The organism is Achromobacter insolitus, assembly GCF_002209555.1.
GTDB classification, from domain to species: Bacteria; Pseudomonadota; Gammaproteobacteria; order Burkholderiales; family Burkholderiaceae_B; genus Achromobacter; species Achromobacter insolitus.
This window is the reverse complement of the sequence record NZ_NJIF01000009.1, coordinates 1-18085: the sequence shown is the minus strand read 5'-3', so window position 1 is coordinate 18085 and position 18085 is coordinate 1. Positions and strand designations below refer to the sequence as shown.

Genomic DNA, 18085 nt, shown 5'->3' with positions numbered 1-18085 from the left:
TTATTTGACGATCCGGCAAGACCTGCCTTGCGCTAATCTGGTTGCGCCATCATCTTCACGGCGAGGCCCATGCCATGACCTTTCTCGCAAGCGCCAACTTGCTGCGCCGCCGCGACGGGCACGAAGCCCGCGTCACCTTTGTCGAGCTGTTCTTCGATCTGGTGTACGTCTTCGCGGTCACCCAGATCTCCCACGGCCTGCTGCACGATCTGACCTTGATGGGCGCGCTCCACTCTCTGGTGCTGTGGTTCGCCGTATGGCTGGGCTGGCAATACACCTGCTGGGTCACGAACTGGTTCGATCCCGACGCCGTGCCCATGCGCGTCATGCTGTTTGCCGTGATGCTGGCCGGCCTGGTCTTTGGCGCTGCCCTGCCGGGCGCATTCGGCGCTACCGGGCTGGTGTTCGCCGTCAGCTACGCGCTGATCCAGGTGGGGCGCACGCTGTTCATCGTGTTGCATCTGGGGCCTGCGCATCCGCTGGCACCCAACTTCCGCCGCATGTTCGCCTGGCTGTGCGTGTCGGCGGTCTTGTGGATTGCCGGCGGACTGTCTCAGGACGGCACGCGCCTGGCGTTGTGGGCGCTGGCGGTGGCCTGCGAGTATCTGTCGCCCATGATCGGCTTCCGCTTTCCGGGCCTGGGTCATTCCACCACCAGTGAATGGACGATCGAGGGCGGACACCTGGCCGAGCGCTGCCAGCTGTTCGTCATCGTGGCGCTGGGCGAAACCTTGCTCATCACCGGTGCCACGCTGGCAGGCCTGGAGCGCTGGAGCGCGCCCGCGTTGATTGCGCTGCTGGCCGCATTTCTGGGCACGGCCGCCATGTGGTGGGTGTATTTCGACACCAGCAGCCGCGACGGCAGCGAGGCCATCGTGCATAGCAACGATCCAGGCCGCATCGGCGCCTGGTTCCACTATGTACACGTCGTCCTGATCGCCGGGGTGATCGTGTCCGCCGTGGCCAACGAGCTGGTCATCTTGCATCCGGACGGGCGCATCGCCATGCCGGCGGCGGCTGCGCTGATCGGTGGCCCGGCGCTCTACCTGGCTGGCAACGGCATTTATAAGACAGTGGTCTACGGCCGCTTCCCGCTGTCGCACGTGGTGGGGCTGGTGTTGCTGGCCGTGCTGGCGCCCGTGGCCTTTGTGACCGACAACCTCATGGTGGGTGGTTTGACCACATTGATCATGATTCTGGTGGCGGCTTGGGAAAGCGTATCGCGGCGTAGGGCACATGCCGGCGTTCCGCAAGGAATCGTGGAGTAGCGGCAATCCGAAGAGGGCCGGAGGCTGCCCCAGAGGGAGCGGTTGGATGCTCCCGCGGAGCTGGCAGACGGCGGCTTTCAGCAAAGCCGCCGCGCGGCTCAGAGCACCCCGCGTATCCCGGCAATGCCATGCGCTCCATGGCGCAAGGCCTGTGACACGGTCTGGGTGGACTGCCCGCCCAGCGCGAACACGGGAATGCCGGCATCGTGGATGCCTTGCACGAAACCTTCCCAACCCAGCGTCGGAGCGCCAGGATGGCTGGGCGTGTCCAGCACCGGACCCAGCACCGCGAAATCGGCGTCCAGATCCCGTGCGTGGATGATTTGGGCGTTGTCGTGCGCGGACACGCCGACCAGCGCGCCTGCGGGGAGTTCGGGGCGGGCCGTGAGCTTGGCGGCATCGGCCGCGCGCAGATGCACGCCGTCGGCCTCGCGCCACCAGGCGGCGGGGTGGACGCTGTTGACCAGTACCCGGGCGCCCGCGGCGCGGCAGCGCTTGAGCACCTGCTGCAGTACTTCATGCAGCGAAGGGGAAGCGACCCCGTCCGGCCACTGCGGTTCGCGCAGCTGTACGAGTTTCACGCCGCGCGCCAAGGCGGCTTCCAGCCGGCCGAGGAAGGCGGCCACGCCCGCCCGCGAACCTACGGAACTGATGCCGTAGGTGGTGGGCAGTTGCAGCCAGCGCAACGGGGGCAGGGCGGCAGGCAGCAGGTCGCCGACGGAGGCTGCGTTGGCCGGGTCTACCCATTCCAGGCGCTGGTTTTCCAGGCTGCGCGGTTCGCCTTCCCAGCCGGTGACGTGGCAGAACGCCAGGCGCACCGTGGTGTGAGGATAGGCGTGCACATAAGTAACCCAGGGGCGGGATTGCGTGACGCGGATGCCGATTTCTTCCTGCAGTTCGCGCGCCAGCGCTTGCAGCACGGTTTCGCCGGGCTCCAGCTTGCCGCCGGGCAGCTCCCACCAGCCTGCCCAGGGCTTGCCTTCAGGGCGCTGGCCCAGCAGCAGCATGCCGTCGGGGCGCAGGATCAGGCCGGCGGCGACGTCGATGATTTTTTCAGACATGACGGGCCGCCCAGTCGCGCGCGAATTGATAGGCTACGCGGCCCGAACGCGAGCCGCGCTCGATGGTCCATTGCAACGCCTCGGTGCGCGAGGGTTCGATCTGCGATTCGGGGCAGCCCAGTTCGCGCAGCCAGTGATAAACGATGTCCAGGTAGTCGTCCTGCTTGAAGGGGTAGAACGACAGCCACAAGCCGAAGCGCTCGGACAGCGAGATTTTTTCCTCGACCGTTTCGCCGGGATGGATTTCGCCGTCGGGCTGATGCTTGGCCGCCAGGTTCTCGCTCATGTATTCCGGCATCAGGTGGCGCCGGTTGGAGGTGGCGTAGATCAGCACGTTGTCGCCGGCGGCCGATACCGAGCCGTCCAGCACCGACTTCAGCGCCTTGTAGCCGGCCTCGCCTTCCTCGAACGACAGGTCGTCGCAGAACACGATGTAGCGTTCCGGGCGGGCAGCCACCAGTTCGACGATGTCGGCCAGATCGCCGAGGTCCGACTTGTCCACTTCGATCAGGCGCAGCCCGCGGTCGCCATAGGCGGCCAGCATTGCCTTGACCAGCGAGCTCTTGCCGGTGCCGCGGGCGCCGGTCATGAGCACGTTGTTGGCCGGCTTCTTTTCAAGGAACTGCACCGTATTGCGGTCGATGATGCCCTTCTGGCGCTCGATGTGCTGCAGGTCCGCCATGTCGATGCGCGCCACGTGGCGCACGGCGTCCAGCCAGCCGCGGGCGCCGCGCTTGCGCCAGCGGTAGGCGTGGGCGGTCCAGTCGATTTCGGGCGTTGCGGGCGGAAGCCAGGCTTCCAACTGCGCCAGCACGCGCTCGGCGCGCTGGATAAGGGTGGAGAACTCGGTTGCGGTCACGTCTGAAGTCCCGGAAGTTGCGGATCAGGAGCGGTAGTCGGCGTTGATCGACACGTATTCGTGCGAGAAGTCGCAGGTGTAGACCGTGTCGCTGACCTGGCCGCGGCCCAGGGCGATACGCACCTGGATCTCGGCCTGCTTCATCACGCGTTGGCCGTCGGCCTCCTGGTAGGCGGGGTTGCGGCCACCGTCCTTGGCCACCAGCACATCGTCCAGCCACAGGCGGATGTTGGAGACGTCCAGGTCTTCGATGCCGGCGTAGCCCACCGCGGCCAGGATCCGGCCCAGGTTGGGGTCCGAGGCGAAGAACGCGGTCTTGACCAGCGGCGAATGGGCCACTGCGTAAGCCACCTTCAGCGCTTCTTCGGTGTTGCCGGCTTCTTCGACGCGGATGGTCATGAATTTGGTGGCGCCTTCGGCATCGCGGACGATCTTGGTGGCCAGGTCCAGCGCGGCGGCCGTCAGGGCTTCGCGCACGGCGGCGTAGGCGGGATCGGACTCGGCGTTCACTTCGACGCCCGACTTGCCGGTGGCGGCGATGATGAAGGAGTCGTTGGTGGAGGTGTCGCCATCGACCGTGATGCGATTGAACGAGGCGTCGGCGATTTCACCGGCCAGCTTGGACAGCAGGGGCTGGGCGATGCCGGCGTCGGTGGCCAGGAAGCTCAGCATGGTGGCCATATTGGGCCGGATCATGCCGGCGCCCTTGCTGATGCCGGTGAACGTGACGGTCTTGCTGTCGATCTGGACTTTGCGCGAGTGGATCTTGGGCAGCGTGTCCGTGGTCATGATGCCGTGGGCGGCGCTGAACCAGTGGTCGGGACCCAGGTTGGCGATGGCGGCGGGCAGGCCGGCCACCAGGCGATCCAGCGGCAGCGGCTCCAGGATGACGCCGGTGGAAAACGGCAGGACCTCGGCGGCGGACACGCCCAGCAGCTTGCCCAGCGCGGCGCAGGTGTCCTTGGCCTTCTGCAGGCCTTCTTCGCCGGTGCCAGCGTTGGCGTTGCCGGTATTGATGACCAGGGCGCTGATCGGGCCGCCGGCGGCCAGATGGGCCTGGCAGACCTGCACGGGGGCGGCGCAGAAGCGGTTGCGCGTGAAGACGCCCGCCACGCTGGTGCCCGGCGCGAAGCGGAATACGGTCAGGTCGCGTCGGTTGGCTTTGCGGATGCCGGCCTCGGTAACGCCGATTTCAACGCCGGCAACAGGAAAAATTTCGGACTCGGAGGGGATCTGCAGATTAACGGCCATGACTTCGTCTCATGTATGAGCAGGACGGAATCGCCGCCAGGCGAGGCGGCGCGCGGGGGAAAGCTTCGTATTATCCCACCGGATTGGGACAGCGTCCGGTCAGGGACCGATCCGCATGGCGGCCACGTCCAGCACGCCGGCCTCGCGGTTTCCCAGCACGCTGCGCACGGCGCCGTCAGGGGCCTGCAGCACCGACTTGCCGGCGGGCACGTCTTCGCCGCCCGCGCGGCGCGCCGAGCGTCCGCGCGATGGGGAAAACAGCAGATCGCCCGGTTGGGCGCCCGGCAGGCGGGAATTGGCGGCCATCACCCGGGTGCCGGGCTGGTAGGTCATGTCGCCCAGCACGGTTTCGCGAGCCAGCAGACCCTCGAAATCCAGCATGCGGCGTTGACTGTCCAGCTGCATGTCCACCTTCAGCAGCGGCATGCGGGCGACGTCCAGCGCCTCGCTGCCTTCCGTGCGCAGCAGCCAGCGCGGCGCATCGGGGGCGCCTGCGGGAATGGCTTTCAGCCAGGCGCCGGGCGGCACGGCTTGCTGGTTCAGGGTATTGCCGATGGCCAGGTGGCAACTGGCGAAGCGGGGGTGCCCGTCGCGCAGGACGAACTCCAGGCGATGCCCGTGCGCGCACAGCCAGCCGTCCAGCGCCTGGTCGCGGGCGATCTCGACGGACAGGGTCTCGGCCTGTTTGGCGCTGGCGGGGTAGCGGAACACGCGCGTGGCGGCAATGCCCTGGATGGAGGCGAGGTGGCCGTCCGGGAATACGGCGAGGTCGAACGAGGCCAGCTCGCCCGGCGTGCCCAGGCTGAGGACGGTGCCGGCCGGCATCTCCACGCCTGCCAGCTGGGTGGCCTGGGGCAGCACGGTCTTGCGCTCGGCGTCGGCCTGGGCGCTTTGGCGGGCCGAGAACCACAGGCTGAACTGCTGATAGGGGAAGATGGCGCCCACGATGGCAAGGAAGGCCATCAGGATGGCGCCGCCGCGCCGGTGGCCGCCCAGCCATTCCCTGGCGCTGCGGGTAGTGGCCAGTACGGCCAGCCAGGTCAGCAATGTGGCAAGGCAGGCCAGCGACGCGGCCATCAGCACGTAGAAATTACCGCCAGGAAGAGAAACCGGAATCATGGCGGCAATTATGCGCCAATCCGCAAGCGGACATAGGCGCGGACGGGTGTTCAGTTCCGGGCGGATTCCGAGCGGGTGGCCACCACTTGCAGCTTCAGTTCGCCCAGGGCCTGGAACAGCGCATTGCGGGTATTTTCGGGCAGGTCGCCAAACATGGACTTGACCCAGGATTCGTGGGCGCGGGCCATGCGGGCGAAGCTCTTCTTGCCCAGGGGCGTGAGTTTGATGAGCGAGCTGCGGCGGTCGGATTCGACTTTGGTTCGCACCACCAGGCCTTCCTTTTCGAGCTGGTCGGTGATGCCGGTGATATTGCCGTTGGTGACCATCATGTGGCGCGACAGCTCGCCCATCTTCATGCCTTTGGGCGCGCGCTGCAATTGCGCCATCAGGTCAAAGCGCGGCAGCGTGGTGTCGAATTCATTGCGCAGGCGGCTGCGAATCTCGCTTTCGACGAGATTGGCGCAGGTCAGCATGCGCAGCCACAGGCGCAACGCATGGTGATCGTCGGGCGCGGCGCGGGATTCCAGGTCGGGAGTGTCGGTCATGGCTATGGAAATTACCGGGAATGAGGGGCGGGCGCCAGAGGCTTCCGAGCGAGGATCGCGGGAATCGCCGTCGGTCGCGTAGTGGCGGCGTGATCGGCGCGCTTCTTGAGTATCGGCGGGATGTCGGGTACTGTCGCGCGAACGTTGTGCCGGGCAACCGGCGTGGCGCGATCATAGGTGCGGCGGAGGGTAACCATGGCGGTAGCTTATTAGTAAAAACCCTTTGGTAAAAACCCTAGACTTGTTTTGCCGAATACTTTAAACCTAAACTATGAAGCACGCCAGCCTTGGCTGTGCTGCACGAAGTTTTTCGAATCGCGATTTCAAAAAAGAACACCCTCTGCGCGGGCTCGCGCACGGAGCACACCACCATGCGTTTGATCACTTCCCTTCTGGCCGCCGCCGCCCTGGTGCCGGCACTGGCCGGCGCCGACACCATCAAGGTCGGCATCGCCAACGACATCTCCGGCCCCTTCTCCGCGCTGGGCGCTGAAGCCCGCGACGGCTTCAATCTCGCCTTCAAGCAACTGGGCAGCAAGCTGGGCGGACAGCCCGCCGAATTCGTGCAGACCGACATGGGCGGCAACCCCGACCAGGCCCGTCAACTGGTGACGCGCTACATCCAGCGCGACAAGGTTGATTTCTTCACCGGCCCCATCGGCTCGAACGTGGCGCTGGCCGTCGGCCCCGCGCTGTTCGCGGCCAAGGTGCCGTACCTGTCGAACAATCCCGGTCCCAGCCAGTTCGCGGGCGCGCAGTGCAATGCATACTGGTTCGGCACTTCCTACCAGAACGATGCCTTCCATGAAGCGGCCGGCAAGGTCGCGGCGGACCGCGGTTTCAAGAAAATGTTCATCATGGCCCCGGATTATCCGGCCGGCAAGGATGCATTGAACGGCTTCAAGCGCGGCTACAAGACCGCCCCGGGCGACGAGGTCTATACCAAGCTCGGCCAGATCGACTACGCGGCGGAACTCGCGCAGATCCGCGCAGCCAAGCCGGACGCCGTCTATATCTTCCTGCCGGGCGGCATGGGGATCAATTTCGTCAAGCAGTTCGTGTCGACCGGCCTGTCGCAAAGCGTCAAGCTGATCGGCCCGGGTTTCTCGGCCGACGAGGACGTGATCCAGGCGGTGGGCGAGCCCATGCTGGGCATGTACAACACGGCGCAATGGGCGCACGACCTGGATGTGCCGCAGAACAAGGCCTTTGTCGAAGCCTTCCGAAAGGAATACAACGGCCGCTATCCCTCGGTGTACGCCGCCCAGGCCTACGACGTGATCATGGCCATGGACGCCGCCGTTAAACAGGCGGGCGGCAAGGCTACGGACCGCGAAGCCATCGTGCGCGCGCTGGAAAAGGCCGACTACCCGTCGGTGCGCGGCAGCTTCACCTACGGCAAGAACCACTACCCCATCCAGTCCTATTACCTGCGCGTCGTCGACAAGGACGGCAGCGGCCGCATCACCAACAAGCTGGTGGGCAAGGTGTTCGACAAATACCAGGACGTCTACGTCGGCGAGTGCAAGCTGTAGAGGGAGCCCACGCCCCGAAGCGCTGCGCGCTTCCCCCTCAAGGGGGCATGCCTGCGGACCGGCGGAGCCGGATCCGCGGCATCCGGATCGGGTGCACCTCTGCACGCGCGGCGCTGGGTGCGCCAGCGTGATGGGCAATCAGATGGCTTTAATGATCAGGCCGCGAGCTAGGCCATCGGCAATTCGCGGCAGGGGGAAGTTTTCATGACGTTTACGCTGATCGTCGAGCAATTGCTGAACGGTCTGCAGTTTGGGTTGATGTTGTTTCTGATCGCGGCCGGGCTGACCCTGGTGTTCGGCATCATGGACATCATGAATCTGGCTCACGGCTCGCTCTACATGGCCGGCGCCTATGTCGCCGCCGAAACCATGCAGCGCACAGGTTCCTTCACCGCCGCCGTCCTGGTAGCGGCAGTCGCCACCGGCATCGTCGGCGTGGTGCTGGAACTCACGCTGATCCGCCGCCTCGCGCTGCGCGATCACCTGGCCCAGGTGCTGGGCACCTACGCGGTCATTCTGATCGCCAATGATTTGGTCAAGATGATCTGGGGGCCGGCCCCCGTCATGCTGAACATGCCGGCCGCGCTGTCCGGCCCGGTGCGGCTGCTGCCCGACCTGCTCTATCCCGCCTACCGGCTCATGATCATCGTCTTCGGCGTGGCCGCCGCGGCGGGCCTGTACTGGTTCGTGACGCGCACCCGGGCGGGCGTGCTGGTGCGGGCGGGCGCATCCAACCGCCAGATGGCCACGCTGATGGGCGTGCGCGTACCGCTCCTGTTCCTGGGCGTGTTCGTGCTGGGCGCCATGCTGGCCGCGGTGGCGGGCGCCTTGCTCGGCCCGATCACCTCGGTGCAGGTGGGGATGGGCGAGGAAATCCTGATTCTCGTGCTGGTGTGCATCGTCATCGGCGGCATCGGGTCCATTCGCGGCGCTTTCGTCGGCGCGTTGCTGGTGGGCATGGTGGACACGGCGGGGCGGGCCTTCCTGCCCATGCTGTTGCGCCAGGTCTTTTCTCCGGCTGTAGCCTCCAGCGTCGGACCGACGCTGGCCGCGATTGCCATTTACGTATTGATGGCGGCAGTGCTGGTGTTCCGGCCCTCCGGCTTGTTTCCGGCGAGAGGGTAAGCATGAAATCCACGATCTGGACCGTGGTCCTGCTGCTTGCGCTGGCGGTCTTCCCCTTGGTGGCGCCGGCGCTGGGCCTGGACTTCTATATTTCCTTCGTGCGGCGCGTGCTGATCTACGCGTTGGCCGCGACCAGCCTGAACCTGATCCTGGGCTACGGCGGCATGGTGGCGCTGGGCCACGCGGCCTTCTTCGGCGCGGGCGCCTACGCGGTCGGCATCCTCGCCATGTCGGGCGTCACGTCGGCGCTGGTGTCGTGGCCCGTGGCCATGTTGCTGGCGGCGCTGCTGGCCTGCATCACGGGGGCGATTTCGCTGCGCACCCGGGGCGTGTACTTCATCATGATCACGCTGGCTTTTGCGCAGATGCTGTTCTACATCTTTATCTCGCTGCGCCAGTATGGCGGCGAGGACGGGTTGAACCTGCCGGGCTATTCCAGCCTGCCGGGCATCGACCTGGCCAATGACGTCAGCTTCTATTACCTGGTGCTGGTGCTGTTCGCGCTGATCATGTGGGTGTTCGGACGGGTAGTGGCCTCGCGCTTCGGCACCGCCCTGCAGGGCATACGCGAAAACGAGTCGCGCATGGAATCCATGGGCTATCCGGTCTATCGCATCAAGCTGATGGCCTTCACGCTGAGCGGCGCGGTGGCGGGGCTGGCTGGCGCTCTGCTGGCCAATCACAACCTCTTCATTTCCCCCAGCCTCATGCATTGGACTCAGTCGGCCAACCTGTTGATCATGGTGCTGGTGGGCGGCATCGGCCTGCGCTATGGCGGCGTGGCAGGCGCCGTGGTCATGCTGACCCTGGAGGAAGTGCTGCGCCTGTGGACGGAATATTGGCACCTGCCCTTGGGCGTGCTGCTGCTTTGCGTGGTGTTCGGCGCGCCGCGTGGCCTGGTGGGGCTGTTCGGCCCCCTGTTCAGCGGCCGCGCCGCTGCTCCCCAATCCGGCAAGGTGGGATCATGAACGCTACCGTAACGCCGGCCCTGCAGGCGTCGGGGCTGGTGCGCCGCTTCGGCGCGCTGGTCGCCACCGACAATGTGTCGCTATCCCTGAACCCGGGCGAGATCCACGCGCTCATCGGGCCCAACGGCGCGGGCAAGTCCACGCTGATCCATCTCTTGTCGGGGACGCTGGCGGCGGATTCGGGCACGTTGAAGGTGGGCGGGCGCGACGTCACCGGCATGAACGCCCACCAGCGCGTCTCCGCCGGGCTTTCGCGCTCGTACCAGATCACCAATATTTTCAAACAGTCCACCGTGCTGGATAACCTGGTGCTTGCGGTGCAAGCGCATGCTGGCAGCAGCTTCCGCTTCTGGAAGCCGCGGGCCGCGGAATCCGCCCTGTACGAACAGGCTCGCGAACTGGCCCGCGAATGCGCCATCGACGCCAGCCTGCTGGAGCGCCCGGCCGGCACCTTGCCGCACGGTGAGCAGCGTAAGGTGGAGTTTGCGCTGGCCCTGGCCGCGCGCCCCGCCGTGCTGTTGCTGGACGAACCCATGGCGGGTATGGGGCCCGATGAAACCGTGCGCTTGACCGAATTGATTGAATCCATGCGGGGCCGCGCTGCCATGCTGCTGGTCGAGCACGACATGCAGGCAGTGTTCCGGCTGGCCGATCGCCTCTCGGTGCTGGTGTATGGGCGCGTCATTGCGACCGGCACCCCCGACGAGATCCGCGGCAACCCGGAAGTGCGGCAAGCCTATCTGGGCGACGAGGAGACCGCGTGATGCTGACCATCGAATCCGCCAAGAGCGGTTACGGCGCCAGTCAGGTGCTGTTCGGCGTGGACCTGCAGATCGGAGCGGGCCAGGTGGTAACCCTGTTGGGCCGCAATGGCATGGGCAAGACCACGCTGTTGCGCACATTGTTCGGCCAGTTGCCTTTGCGCGGCGGCAAGATCCAGTTCGCCGGGCAAGATATCAGCGGCTGGAGCCCGGACCGCATCGCCCGGGTGGGCATGGCCATCGTGCCGGAGGGGCGTCAGTGTTTTCCCAACCTGACGGTACGCGAGCACCTGACCGCCTTCGTCGCCGCCCGCAATCCGGACATCGGCGAACCTTGGACGCCCGAACGCGTATTCGAACTCTTTCCACGCTTGCACGAACGTGCCCGCAACATGGGCAACCAGCTCTCGGGCGGAGAACAGCAGATGCTGGCCATCGGCCGCGCCCTGGTCACCAATCCGCGGCTGCTGATCCTGGACGAAGCCACCGAAGGCCTGGCGCCCAAGATCCGCGAAGAGATCTGGAGTTGCCTGGCGCGTTTGCGCCAAGCCGGCCAGACTATTCTGGTGATCGACAAATATGTCGAGCGGCTGTTGAGCCTGGCGGACCGCCACGTCATCCTCGAGCGCGGCAAGGTCGTGTGGACGGGGGACTCCCAGGCCTTGGACGCGGACCGCAGCCTGTGGGAGCGCTACCTGGGCGTGTAGTAAGAAAGCTGCAATGGAACCGGGTAAAAGCCGGCTGTCGTGACATAAAAAGCAATAAACCGACATTTACATTGCAGCGCTGAAACTAAGAACGGGGGAACGCCTTACAGGCGTTTGCACCTGTTTCAATTGGAACCACTGTTCTCTAAACTTGTCGCGCCGGACGTGCCGCGTGGGTACGCCCGCATCAGGCTCATGGCCGAACAAGCGGGGCAATCGCGCGGCAAAGGCTGGTTCCCGGCCGAAGCCCATTCACGCGCCCCTTTTTACGCACGTTACGTCTTATCAGGCTGTCAGGAAGACTTTGCATGGCGAAATGGGGTTTGCGCAGAAAATCGTTGATGGCGCTGTTGCTGGCGTGCCTGGTGGCGTTGGCGCCAGCGGCCCTGATCGGCTGGCAGGTGCTGGACGGGGTCAGGGAGCACTTCGGGCGTGCTTTTTCCGACAACTTCACGCAATTGAACCGCCAGCGCATCCTGGCGCCGGTCTCTCGCGAACTGGCCCTGTCGCTGCGCCTGGCGGACAGCGAGGTCACCCGCCGCTGGTTGCGCCATGAGAGCGATCCGGCCGCCCGCGAGCTCTTCTTCCGCGAAGCCGATGGCTACCGCCGCGATCTGCTGGGCCGTGCCTATTTCATCGCCAGCGCGGCTTCTGGCAACTATTACTTCAACGACGACCAGCCCCTGTCGGAGACGCCGCGTTATACGCTGAGCAAAAGCGCGGCGGATGATGCCTGGTTCTACCTGACGTTGCGCTCGCCGGCAAAATACAACATCAACGTCAATCCGGACCTGAAGCTCAAGACGACCAAGGTGTGGATCAACGTCCAGGTGCGCGATGGCGACCGGGTCATCGGCCTGACCGGCTCCGGCCTGGACGTCGGCGGATTCCTGCACGAATTCGTCAATAGCGGCCAGCCGGGAGTCACCCCCATCATCGTCGACGAGGAAGGCGCGATCCAGGCGCACATGGATGCCTCGCTCATTGCCTACAACTCGGGTGCCGGGGGTGCGGGCGCCGGCCGCGGCATGGTGTTCGACCTGTTGGACGGCGGCGAGGGGCGCTCCGAGCTGGCCGCCGCCATGAAGGCGGCCCGGGCCGCGCCGCAATCGGTGCAATCCGCATGGGTCAAAATGGATGGCATCCGCCAGCTGGTTTCCGTGGCCTACATGCCGGAGCTGCATTGGCACGTGCTGACGGTGGTGGACCTGGGCGCCGCCCGGGTGCTGGATACGGATTGGCTTTGGCCCGCCGCCATCGGCCTGGTGGTGCTGTTTGCGGCCATGCTGCTGTGCTTCGGATACGCAATCGAACGGCTGATGTTGCGTCCCCTGCGCCGCCTGCAGCAGTCGGCTCGGGCGATAGCGGACGGCAGCTACGACGTGCGCCTGCCGCCGGGCGGCCAGGACGAGATCGGCGACCTCAGCCGCGCATTCGGCGTGATGGCGGACAAAGTGCGCCAGCACACGGCCGAACTCGAAACCAAGGTACGCGAGCGTACTTCCGAACTCGAGGACGCCAACCGCGCCATGGCCGCCGCCCATAAAAAGATCGACGATTCGATCGACTACGCCAGCCTGATCCAGCGCGCTATCCTGCCGGACCGCCAACTCACCCAATCCTTGGGCGCGCACCATTTCGTGCTGTGGAAGCCCCGCGACGTGGTGGGCGGCGACTTCTACGTGTTCCGTTCCGACGGCGCCAATTGCCTGTTGGGCATCATGGATTGCGCCGGCCACGGCGTGCCCGGCGCCCTGATGACCATGCTGGCCCGCGCGGCCATAGACCTGGCGATCACCGAGGTGGGGCCAGCGGATCCGGCCGCCATCCTGACGCGCACCGACAGCGCCATCCGCGCCATGCTTGCGGACGCGCAATTGCCGCGCGCGCTGGCCACCAATACCGATGCGGCCCTGGTTTATATTGACCGCCAAGCCGGCAGGCTGCTCTATGCCGGCGCCAAGATCAGCCTCTACGCGAGCAACGGTGAAGCGTTGCGCGAGGTGCCCGGCGGCAAGCGGGCGCTGGGGGACAAGCGTACCGAGATCTACGAAAACATCGAACTGAAGATGGAACCCGGCTGGACCTTTTACCTGGTTACGGACGGGTTCCTGGACCAGGCCGGGGGCGAGCACGGCTTTGGCTTTGGCAATACCCGGTTCGCGGAAATGCTCAAGACGCACGCGCGCCGGCCGTTAACCGAACAGGCGGCCGCTTTTACCCAGGCGCTGGCCGAGTACCAAGGCGGACGCCCGCAGCGTGATGACATCACCCTGCTGTCGTTCCGTTTCGAATAAACGTTATCAGGGCGGTGACCCCCATGAATGCCTCCGATCTATACGCATTGGGCGAACGGTTCAATCAGAATCGCACCCTGTTGTGCTTTAACGGACCGATTTCCCGCAGCCTGATCGAGGAAATCGGCAATGCGCTCAAGAACTACCTGAACGCGGAGCACGTGCGGCCAGCCGAGGCCATGGACGTTTTTTCGGTCTACATCGAAATGATCCAGAACATTCGCCAGTACGCCGCGCTGCATGGCGACGGGGATGCCTCGGCAACCGTGGTGATAGGGCGGCGCGATGAAAGCCGCTACGTGGTGTCCGCGGGCAATCTCGTCAAGGCGGAGGACGGACGGTCGCTGGTCGCGCGCATCCAGGAACTGGCGGCGCTGGACAAGGCGGCGTTGAAAGCCGAATACAAGGCGCAGCTGCACAAGCCGCGCGCCCAGGGCGTCGCCTCGGGCGCGGGACTGGGCCTGATCGACATCGCCCGCCGGGCCGGCGCGCCGCTGGAAGCCAGCCTGACGCCTGCCGCGACGCCAGGGCAGGCCTTCTTCAGTCTGAGCGTCGTGATCTGAGCCGCGCCTGTCCAAGAAATATATTTGGAGCAATTGATGAAAGATTTGAATATTCCCGGGACCCAGTCCACGCCTGCCATTACGGCCGACACCGCGGCCGGCGTGTTGACGATGCGCGGCGACTCCTACCCCGAGAATTCCTTCGAACTGTTCGGTCCGGTCATTGAATGGGTCGAGGCCTACCTGCTGAGCAGCGCCGCACCCTTGAAGCTGGAATTGGAACTGCTGTACCTGAACACCAGCAGCATCAAGTCCGTCATGGACATTTTCGATCTGCTGGAAGCGGCTCATGGCAAAGGCCGTGAAGTCAGCGTTACCTGGTTCTACGACATGCGCAATGAGCGCGTGGGCGAATTGGCCGAGGAATTCAAGGAAGACTGCACCTTTCCATTTTCGGTCGTCGGCCGCCAATGAAATCCGACGCCGCCCAGCTGGACAAGCGCATCGCCGAATTGCTGGCGGACCCGGCCTATCAGGGCCATCCGTTGCATGAAGCGCTTGGCGCGCTTTGGCGGCATACGGCCGAGCAGATGGCGCGCATCGAGCGCGTGACCCAGCTGTCGGATGCCTACCAGAGCATGGCGCACGAGCGCGAGCTGGGCCTGTGCGACCGTTTTGACCGGCAGCTGCGTCGCCTGACCCGCATAGCGCGCATTTCGGACCACTATCAGAACATGATGCGGGACCTGAATTCGGCGTTGCTCGAAACCTCCAACCGCGATCCCCTTACCGGGCTGTTGAATCGGCGCGCCTTGATGGAAATGATCAAGCAGGAGGTTTTGCGCGTTTCCCGCGGCGGCCCCACTTTCGTCGTGGCGATGCTGGACGTGGACCACTTCAAGTCCGTCAACGACCGCTATGGCCATGAAACGGGCGACCGCGCGCTGGTCGAGCTGGCTGGCGCGCTGGGCAACAACCTGCGTGAATACGATCTGTGCGGCCGCTGGGGCGGCGAGGAATTCCTGGTGTTGCTGCCCAGCACCCAGCCCGAGGGCGCGCAGCGCGTCATGGACCGGCTGGTCGGCGCGGTGCGGGCCCTGGCGATTACGGTGGGGGATGGCGTATTGCGATTGACGGTCAGCATAGGCATGGCATATCACCAGTTGGGAGAAACCTTCTCTGAAACGCTCAGCCGCGCGGACCAGGCCTTGTATCTGGCCAAGCAGGACGGACGCGACCGCGTCGAACTCGGGTTTCCGAAACGCTGAATGAAACCGGATCAGCTGTTATCCGGCATGGAGCCCCATATGCTTGATTCCTATCCAGGGGTCACCGGCGAGCGCCCGCAAGGCGCCGCGTGGCACCCGGGCACATACCTGGCGTCCATGGATCGGGCGCTGTTGCTGTTCGATTTCAACCCGGCCGGCTCCTTGTTGAACGCCAATGCCAACTTTCTTGCCTTGACGGGCTACGCGCGCGAAGAGGCTCTGGCGCTGCGCCACGACATGCTTTGCGACAGCATGGACGGGGGCAAGGGCATCGTCGGCGGCGAACAGGTGTGGGCCAGGCTGCTGGGCGGCAAGCATTTCACCGGCACCTGCCGGTACCGCAAGAAGGACGGCGGTTTCGTCTGGATCGAAGCCACCTACATGCCTATCGCCGACGAAGCCGGCGAGATCGTCCGCATTTCCGTCATTTCCCGCAAGTCCATCGCAGACGCCGACCGCCAGGAAGAGATCCGACTCCTGCTGTTGGGTATCAATGAAACCGGCAACGCGGTCGCGGTGTCGGGCCGCGATGGCCGCATTGTCTACGTGAACGACGGCTTTCAACGCATGCTGGGCTTTGCGCGCGGCGACGCCGTGAACCAGGAGCTGGGAGAACTGCTGGCCGGCGGCAGGCAGGATGGCGGCACGCGCGAGGAGCTAGGCCGCCGCATCGCCTGCCGCGAGGGCTACCACAAGGACGTGCTGGTCTACGACCGCGCCGGCCGGCCGCTGTGGGTGTCGGTGATGGCGAACTCCGTATTCGATGAACGGGGCGCCCTGGTCAACATCGTCGACGTGCTGACGGACATCACGCCCACCAAAGTGCATGAAGTCCTGCAGCGCCGCGTGCTGCAGGCCATGGTCAACGAGGCCTCGGTGGTCGAGGTCATGAATATGGTGTGCCGCGAGGTCGAGCGCCTGGCGCCCGAGGTGGCCGCCAGCGTCCTGCGGGTGGACGACGCCGGCCTGTTGCGGCCGCTTGCCGCGCCCAGCCTGCCGCAGGCCTATGCCGACGCCCTGGACGGCGTGGCCATCGGCCCGCAGGCGGGCGCTTGCGGCACCTCCGCGTACCTGGGACGGCCCGTGATCGTGCCGGACATCTCCACCGATCCGCTGTGGGACGACTACCGCCATCTCCCGCTGCCCGAAGACATGAAGGCCTGCTGGTCGTCGCCCATCAAGTCCAGCGACGGCCGGGTGATAGGCACTTTCGGCTTTTATTTCCGCGAACGGCGCCTGCCCGACGATTTCCATCACCGGCTGGTGGACGTGTGCGTATACCTGTGCGCGCTGGCGCTGGAGCGCGAGGAGGCGCGGGCCCGCATCCGCCAACTGGCGTTCTATGACGAGCTGACCGGGCTGCCCAACCGCAACCTGCTGCTGGCCCAGGCCGAGCAGGCCATTGCGCGCGCGGAACCGGAGCGCAGGCGGGTCGCCGTGCTGTTCCTGGACCTGGACCGCTTCAAGCAGGTCAACGATACGCTGGGGCATCCCATTGGTGACGCGTTACTGCGCGACGTGGCGCAGCGCTTGCGGCGCCTGGCGCGCGCGACGGATATCGTGGGCCGGCTGTCGGGCGACGAGTTCGTGATGCTGATGCCGGATTTCGAGCATGGCCGTCTGACCGCCGCGGCCGAGCATGTGCTGGTGACCCTGGCCCATCCTTTCTCGGTGGGCGGCATCACGCTGAATCCGTCGGTCAGCATCGGCATCAGCGTTTTCCCTGAAAACGGGCGCGACATGGATACGCTGCTGCGTCATGCCGACATGGCCATGTACCAGGCCAAGACGGCGGGACGCAACCGTATTTCCTTCTTCAGCGCCGAGATGAACCGCCAGGCGCAAGAACGCCTGGCGCTGGAGGCGGCCCTGCGAGACGCGCTGGAGGCCAAGGCGTTGCGACTGCACTATCAGCCGCAGGTGGGCCTGAAGAACGGTCAGCTTTATGGGGTTGAGGCGCTGGCCCGCTGGCGCCATCCGACCCTGGGCGATATCTCTCCGGCGCGTTTCGTGCCGCTGGCCGAGGAATGCGGCCTGATCGGCGACCTGGGCGACTGGGCGGTGCGCGAGGCATGTTCGCAGTTGGCGGTATGGCGCGCCAAGGGCTTGCGCGTGCCGTCGGTGTCGGTGAACCTGTCCGCAACGAATTTCCACAACCTGAACCTGCCGCGGATGATCGAGGCGACGCTTGCCGAGTTCGGGCTGGCCGCAGCAGATTTGATGCTGGAGATCACGGAAGGCGTCGTGCTGGATGCGACGGCTGGCACGCTGCGGACCATCGCCGAGCTGCACCGCCTGGGCGTGCGCCTGTCCATGGACGATTTCGGCACGGGCTACTCCAGCCTGGGGCATTTGCGCCGCCTGATTGTGGACGAACTGAAGCTGGACCGCAGTTTCGTGCAGGGCCTGGAAAGCGACGACGCGGCACGGGCCTTGACCAGCGCGGTGATTCGCATCGGGGAAAGCCTGAGCCTGCCTGTGGTGGCAGAGGGCGTCGAGAACGAGGAACAGCGGCGGTTCCTGATCGAGCAGGGATGTGCGGCGGGGCAAGGCTTTCTGTTTTCTCCGCCGTTGCCGGCTGCTGATCTTGAGGAGTGGTTGAGAGGTAGACCGTAAGGGGGGGGCTGCTGGCGTTTCGTGGTTTTTAGGTGTTGGTTTTTAAGTGTTGGTTCTTAAGGCGCCTGTCGCGTCGGGGACTCGCGATGCGCGGGGCAACGATTGCGGTCCGGAGCCTTCGCTCCGGACTGCCCCGTCGTCATCCTCGTTGCCGCCTGCGGCGGCTGCCTACGGATTCCCTCGGGCTTATCGACGCCCCGCG

Annotated in this window: 16 protein-coding genes; 11 read left to right on the top strand and 5 right to left on the bottom strand. The window is 65.4% G+C overall.

The features are described 5' to 3' along the window. Window positions 1-74 precede the first annotated feature (74 nt). Entirely contained in the window at window positions 75-1268 is a 1194-nt protein-coding gene (locus CEY08_RS23185) for a low temperature requirement protein A (protein WP_042796256.1), read from the top strand. A 98-nt stretch (window positions 1269-1366) separates the two neighbouring features. Here the strand turns inward: CEY08_RS23185 and CEY08_RS23180 are convergent, their stop codons facing one another. From CEY08_RS23180 to CEY08_RS23160, 5 genes are all read right to left on the bottom strand, one after another. Continuing rightward, window positions 1367-2329, bottom strand: coding sequence for a Nudix family hydrolase (locus tag CEY08_RS23180; RefSeq protein ID WP_076816488.1), 963 nt, complete (start codon window positions 2327-2329; stop codon window positions 1367-1369). Then, window positions 2322-3188: an ATP-binding protein gene (locus tag CEY08_RS23175; RefSeq protein WP_042796258.1), complete on the bottom strand. Its 867-nt coding sequence runs from the start codon at window positions 3186-3188 to the stop codon at window positions 2322-2324. The genes CEY08_RS23180 and CEY08_RS23175 overlap by 8 nt, the downstream gene beginning before the upstream one ends. A gap of 24 nt (window positions 3189-3212) precedes the next feature. After that, a complete protein-coding gene (argJ, locus tag CEY08_RS23170; RefSeq protein WP_076816485.1) occupies window positions 3213-4439 on the bottom strand; it encodes a bifunctional glutamate N-acetyltransferase/amino-acid acetyltransferase ArgJ in 1227 nt (408 codons plus the stop codon). Window positions 4440-4538: 99 nt separating this feature from the next. After that, complete coding sequence (locus tag CEY08_RS23165; RefSeq protein WP_042796260.1) at window positions 4539-5558, bottom strand: hypothetical protein; 1020 nt, start codon at window positions 5556-5558, stop codon at window positions 4539-4541. Between the two features lie 50 nt (window positions 5559-5608). Then, a complete protein-coding gene (locus tag CEY08_RS23160; RefSeq protein ID WP_076816483.1) occupies window positions 5609-6103 on the bottom strand; it encodes a MarR family winged helix-turn-helix transcriptional regulator in 495 nt (164 codons plus the stop codon). A 371-nt stretch (window positions 6104-6474) separates the two neighbouring features. Between CEY08_RS23160 and CEY08_RS23155 the strand changes: the two genes are divergently transcribed. From CEY08_RS23155 to CEY08_RS23110, 10 genes are all read left to right on the top strand, one after another. Beyond that, a complete protein-coding gene (locus CEY08_RS23155) occupies window positions 6475-7638 on the top strand; it encodes an ABC transporter substrate-binding protein (protein WP_076816480.1) in 1164 nt (387 codons plus the stop codon). A 204-nt stretch (window positions 7639-7842) separates the two neighbouring features. After that, complete coding sequence (locus CEY08_RS23150) at window positions 7843-8763, top strand: branched-chain amino acid ABC transporter permease (protein ID WP_013391329.1); 921 nt, start codon at window positions 7843-7845, stop codon at window positions 8761-8763. Window positions 8764-8765: 2 nt separating this feature from the next. Further along, window positions 8766-9731, top strand: coding sequence for a branched-chain amino acid ABC transporter permease (locus tag CEY08_RS23145; protein WP_042796263.1), 966 nt, complete (start codon window positions 8766-8768; stop codon window positions 9729-9731). Beyond that, complete coding sequence (locus CEY08_RS23140; protein ID WP_042796264.1) at window positions 9728-10495, top strand: ABC transporter ATP-binding protein; 768 nt, start codon at window positions 9728-9730, stop codon at window positions 10493-10495. The genes CEY08_RS23145 and CEY08_RS23140 overlap by 4 nt, the downstream gene beginning before the upstream one ends. Then, window positions 10495-11199 (top strand): ABC transporter ATP-binding protein, encoded by a 705-nt coding sequence (locus CEY08_RS23135; protein ID WP_042796265.1) that lies wholly within the window; start codon window positions 10495-10497, stop codon window positions 11197-11199. The genes CEY08_RS23140 and CEY08_RS23135 overlap by 1 nt, the downstream gene beginning before the upstream one ends. A 308-nt stretch (window positions 11200-11507) precedes the next feature. Beyond that, window positions 11508-13496, top strand: a complete 1989-nt coding sequence (siaA, locus tag CEY08_RS23130) for a biofilm regulation protein phosphatase SiaA (RefSeq protein ID WP_197723190.1) — start codon at window positions 11508-11510, stop codon at window positions 13494-13496. Window positions 13497-13519: 23 nt separating this feature from the next. Further along, the gene (gene siaB, locus CEY08_RS23125) at window positions 13520-14059 is read left to right on the top strand and encodes a biofilm regulation protein kinase SiaB (RefSeq protein WP_042796266.1); all 540 of its coding nucleotides are present in this window, start codon (window positions 13520-13522) and stop codon (window positions 14057-14059) included. Between the two features lie 36 nt (window positions 14060-14095). Then, window positions 14096-14473 (top strand): biofilm regulation phosphoprotein SiaC, encoded by a 378-nt coding sequence (gene siaC / locus CEY08_RS23120; protein WP_042796267.1) that lies wholly within the window; start codon window positions 14096-14098, stop codon window positions 14471-14473. Continuing rightward, window positions 14470-15267, top strand: a complete 798-nt coding sequence (gene siaD / locus CEY08_RS23115) for a biofilm regulation diguanylate cyclase SiaD (RefSeq protein ID WP_042796268.1) — start codon at window positions 14470-14472, stop codon at window positions 15265-15267. The genes siaC and siaD overlap by 4 nt, the downstream gene beginning before the upstream one ends. 39 nt (window positions 15268-15306) lie before the next feature. Further along, a complete protein-coding gene (locus tag CEY08_RS23110) occupies window positions 15307-17883 on the top strand; it encodes a sensor domain-containing protein (RefSeq protein ID WP_232033765.1) in 2577 nt (858 codons plus the stop codon). Window positions 17884-18085: the final 202 nt, after the last annotated feature.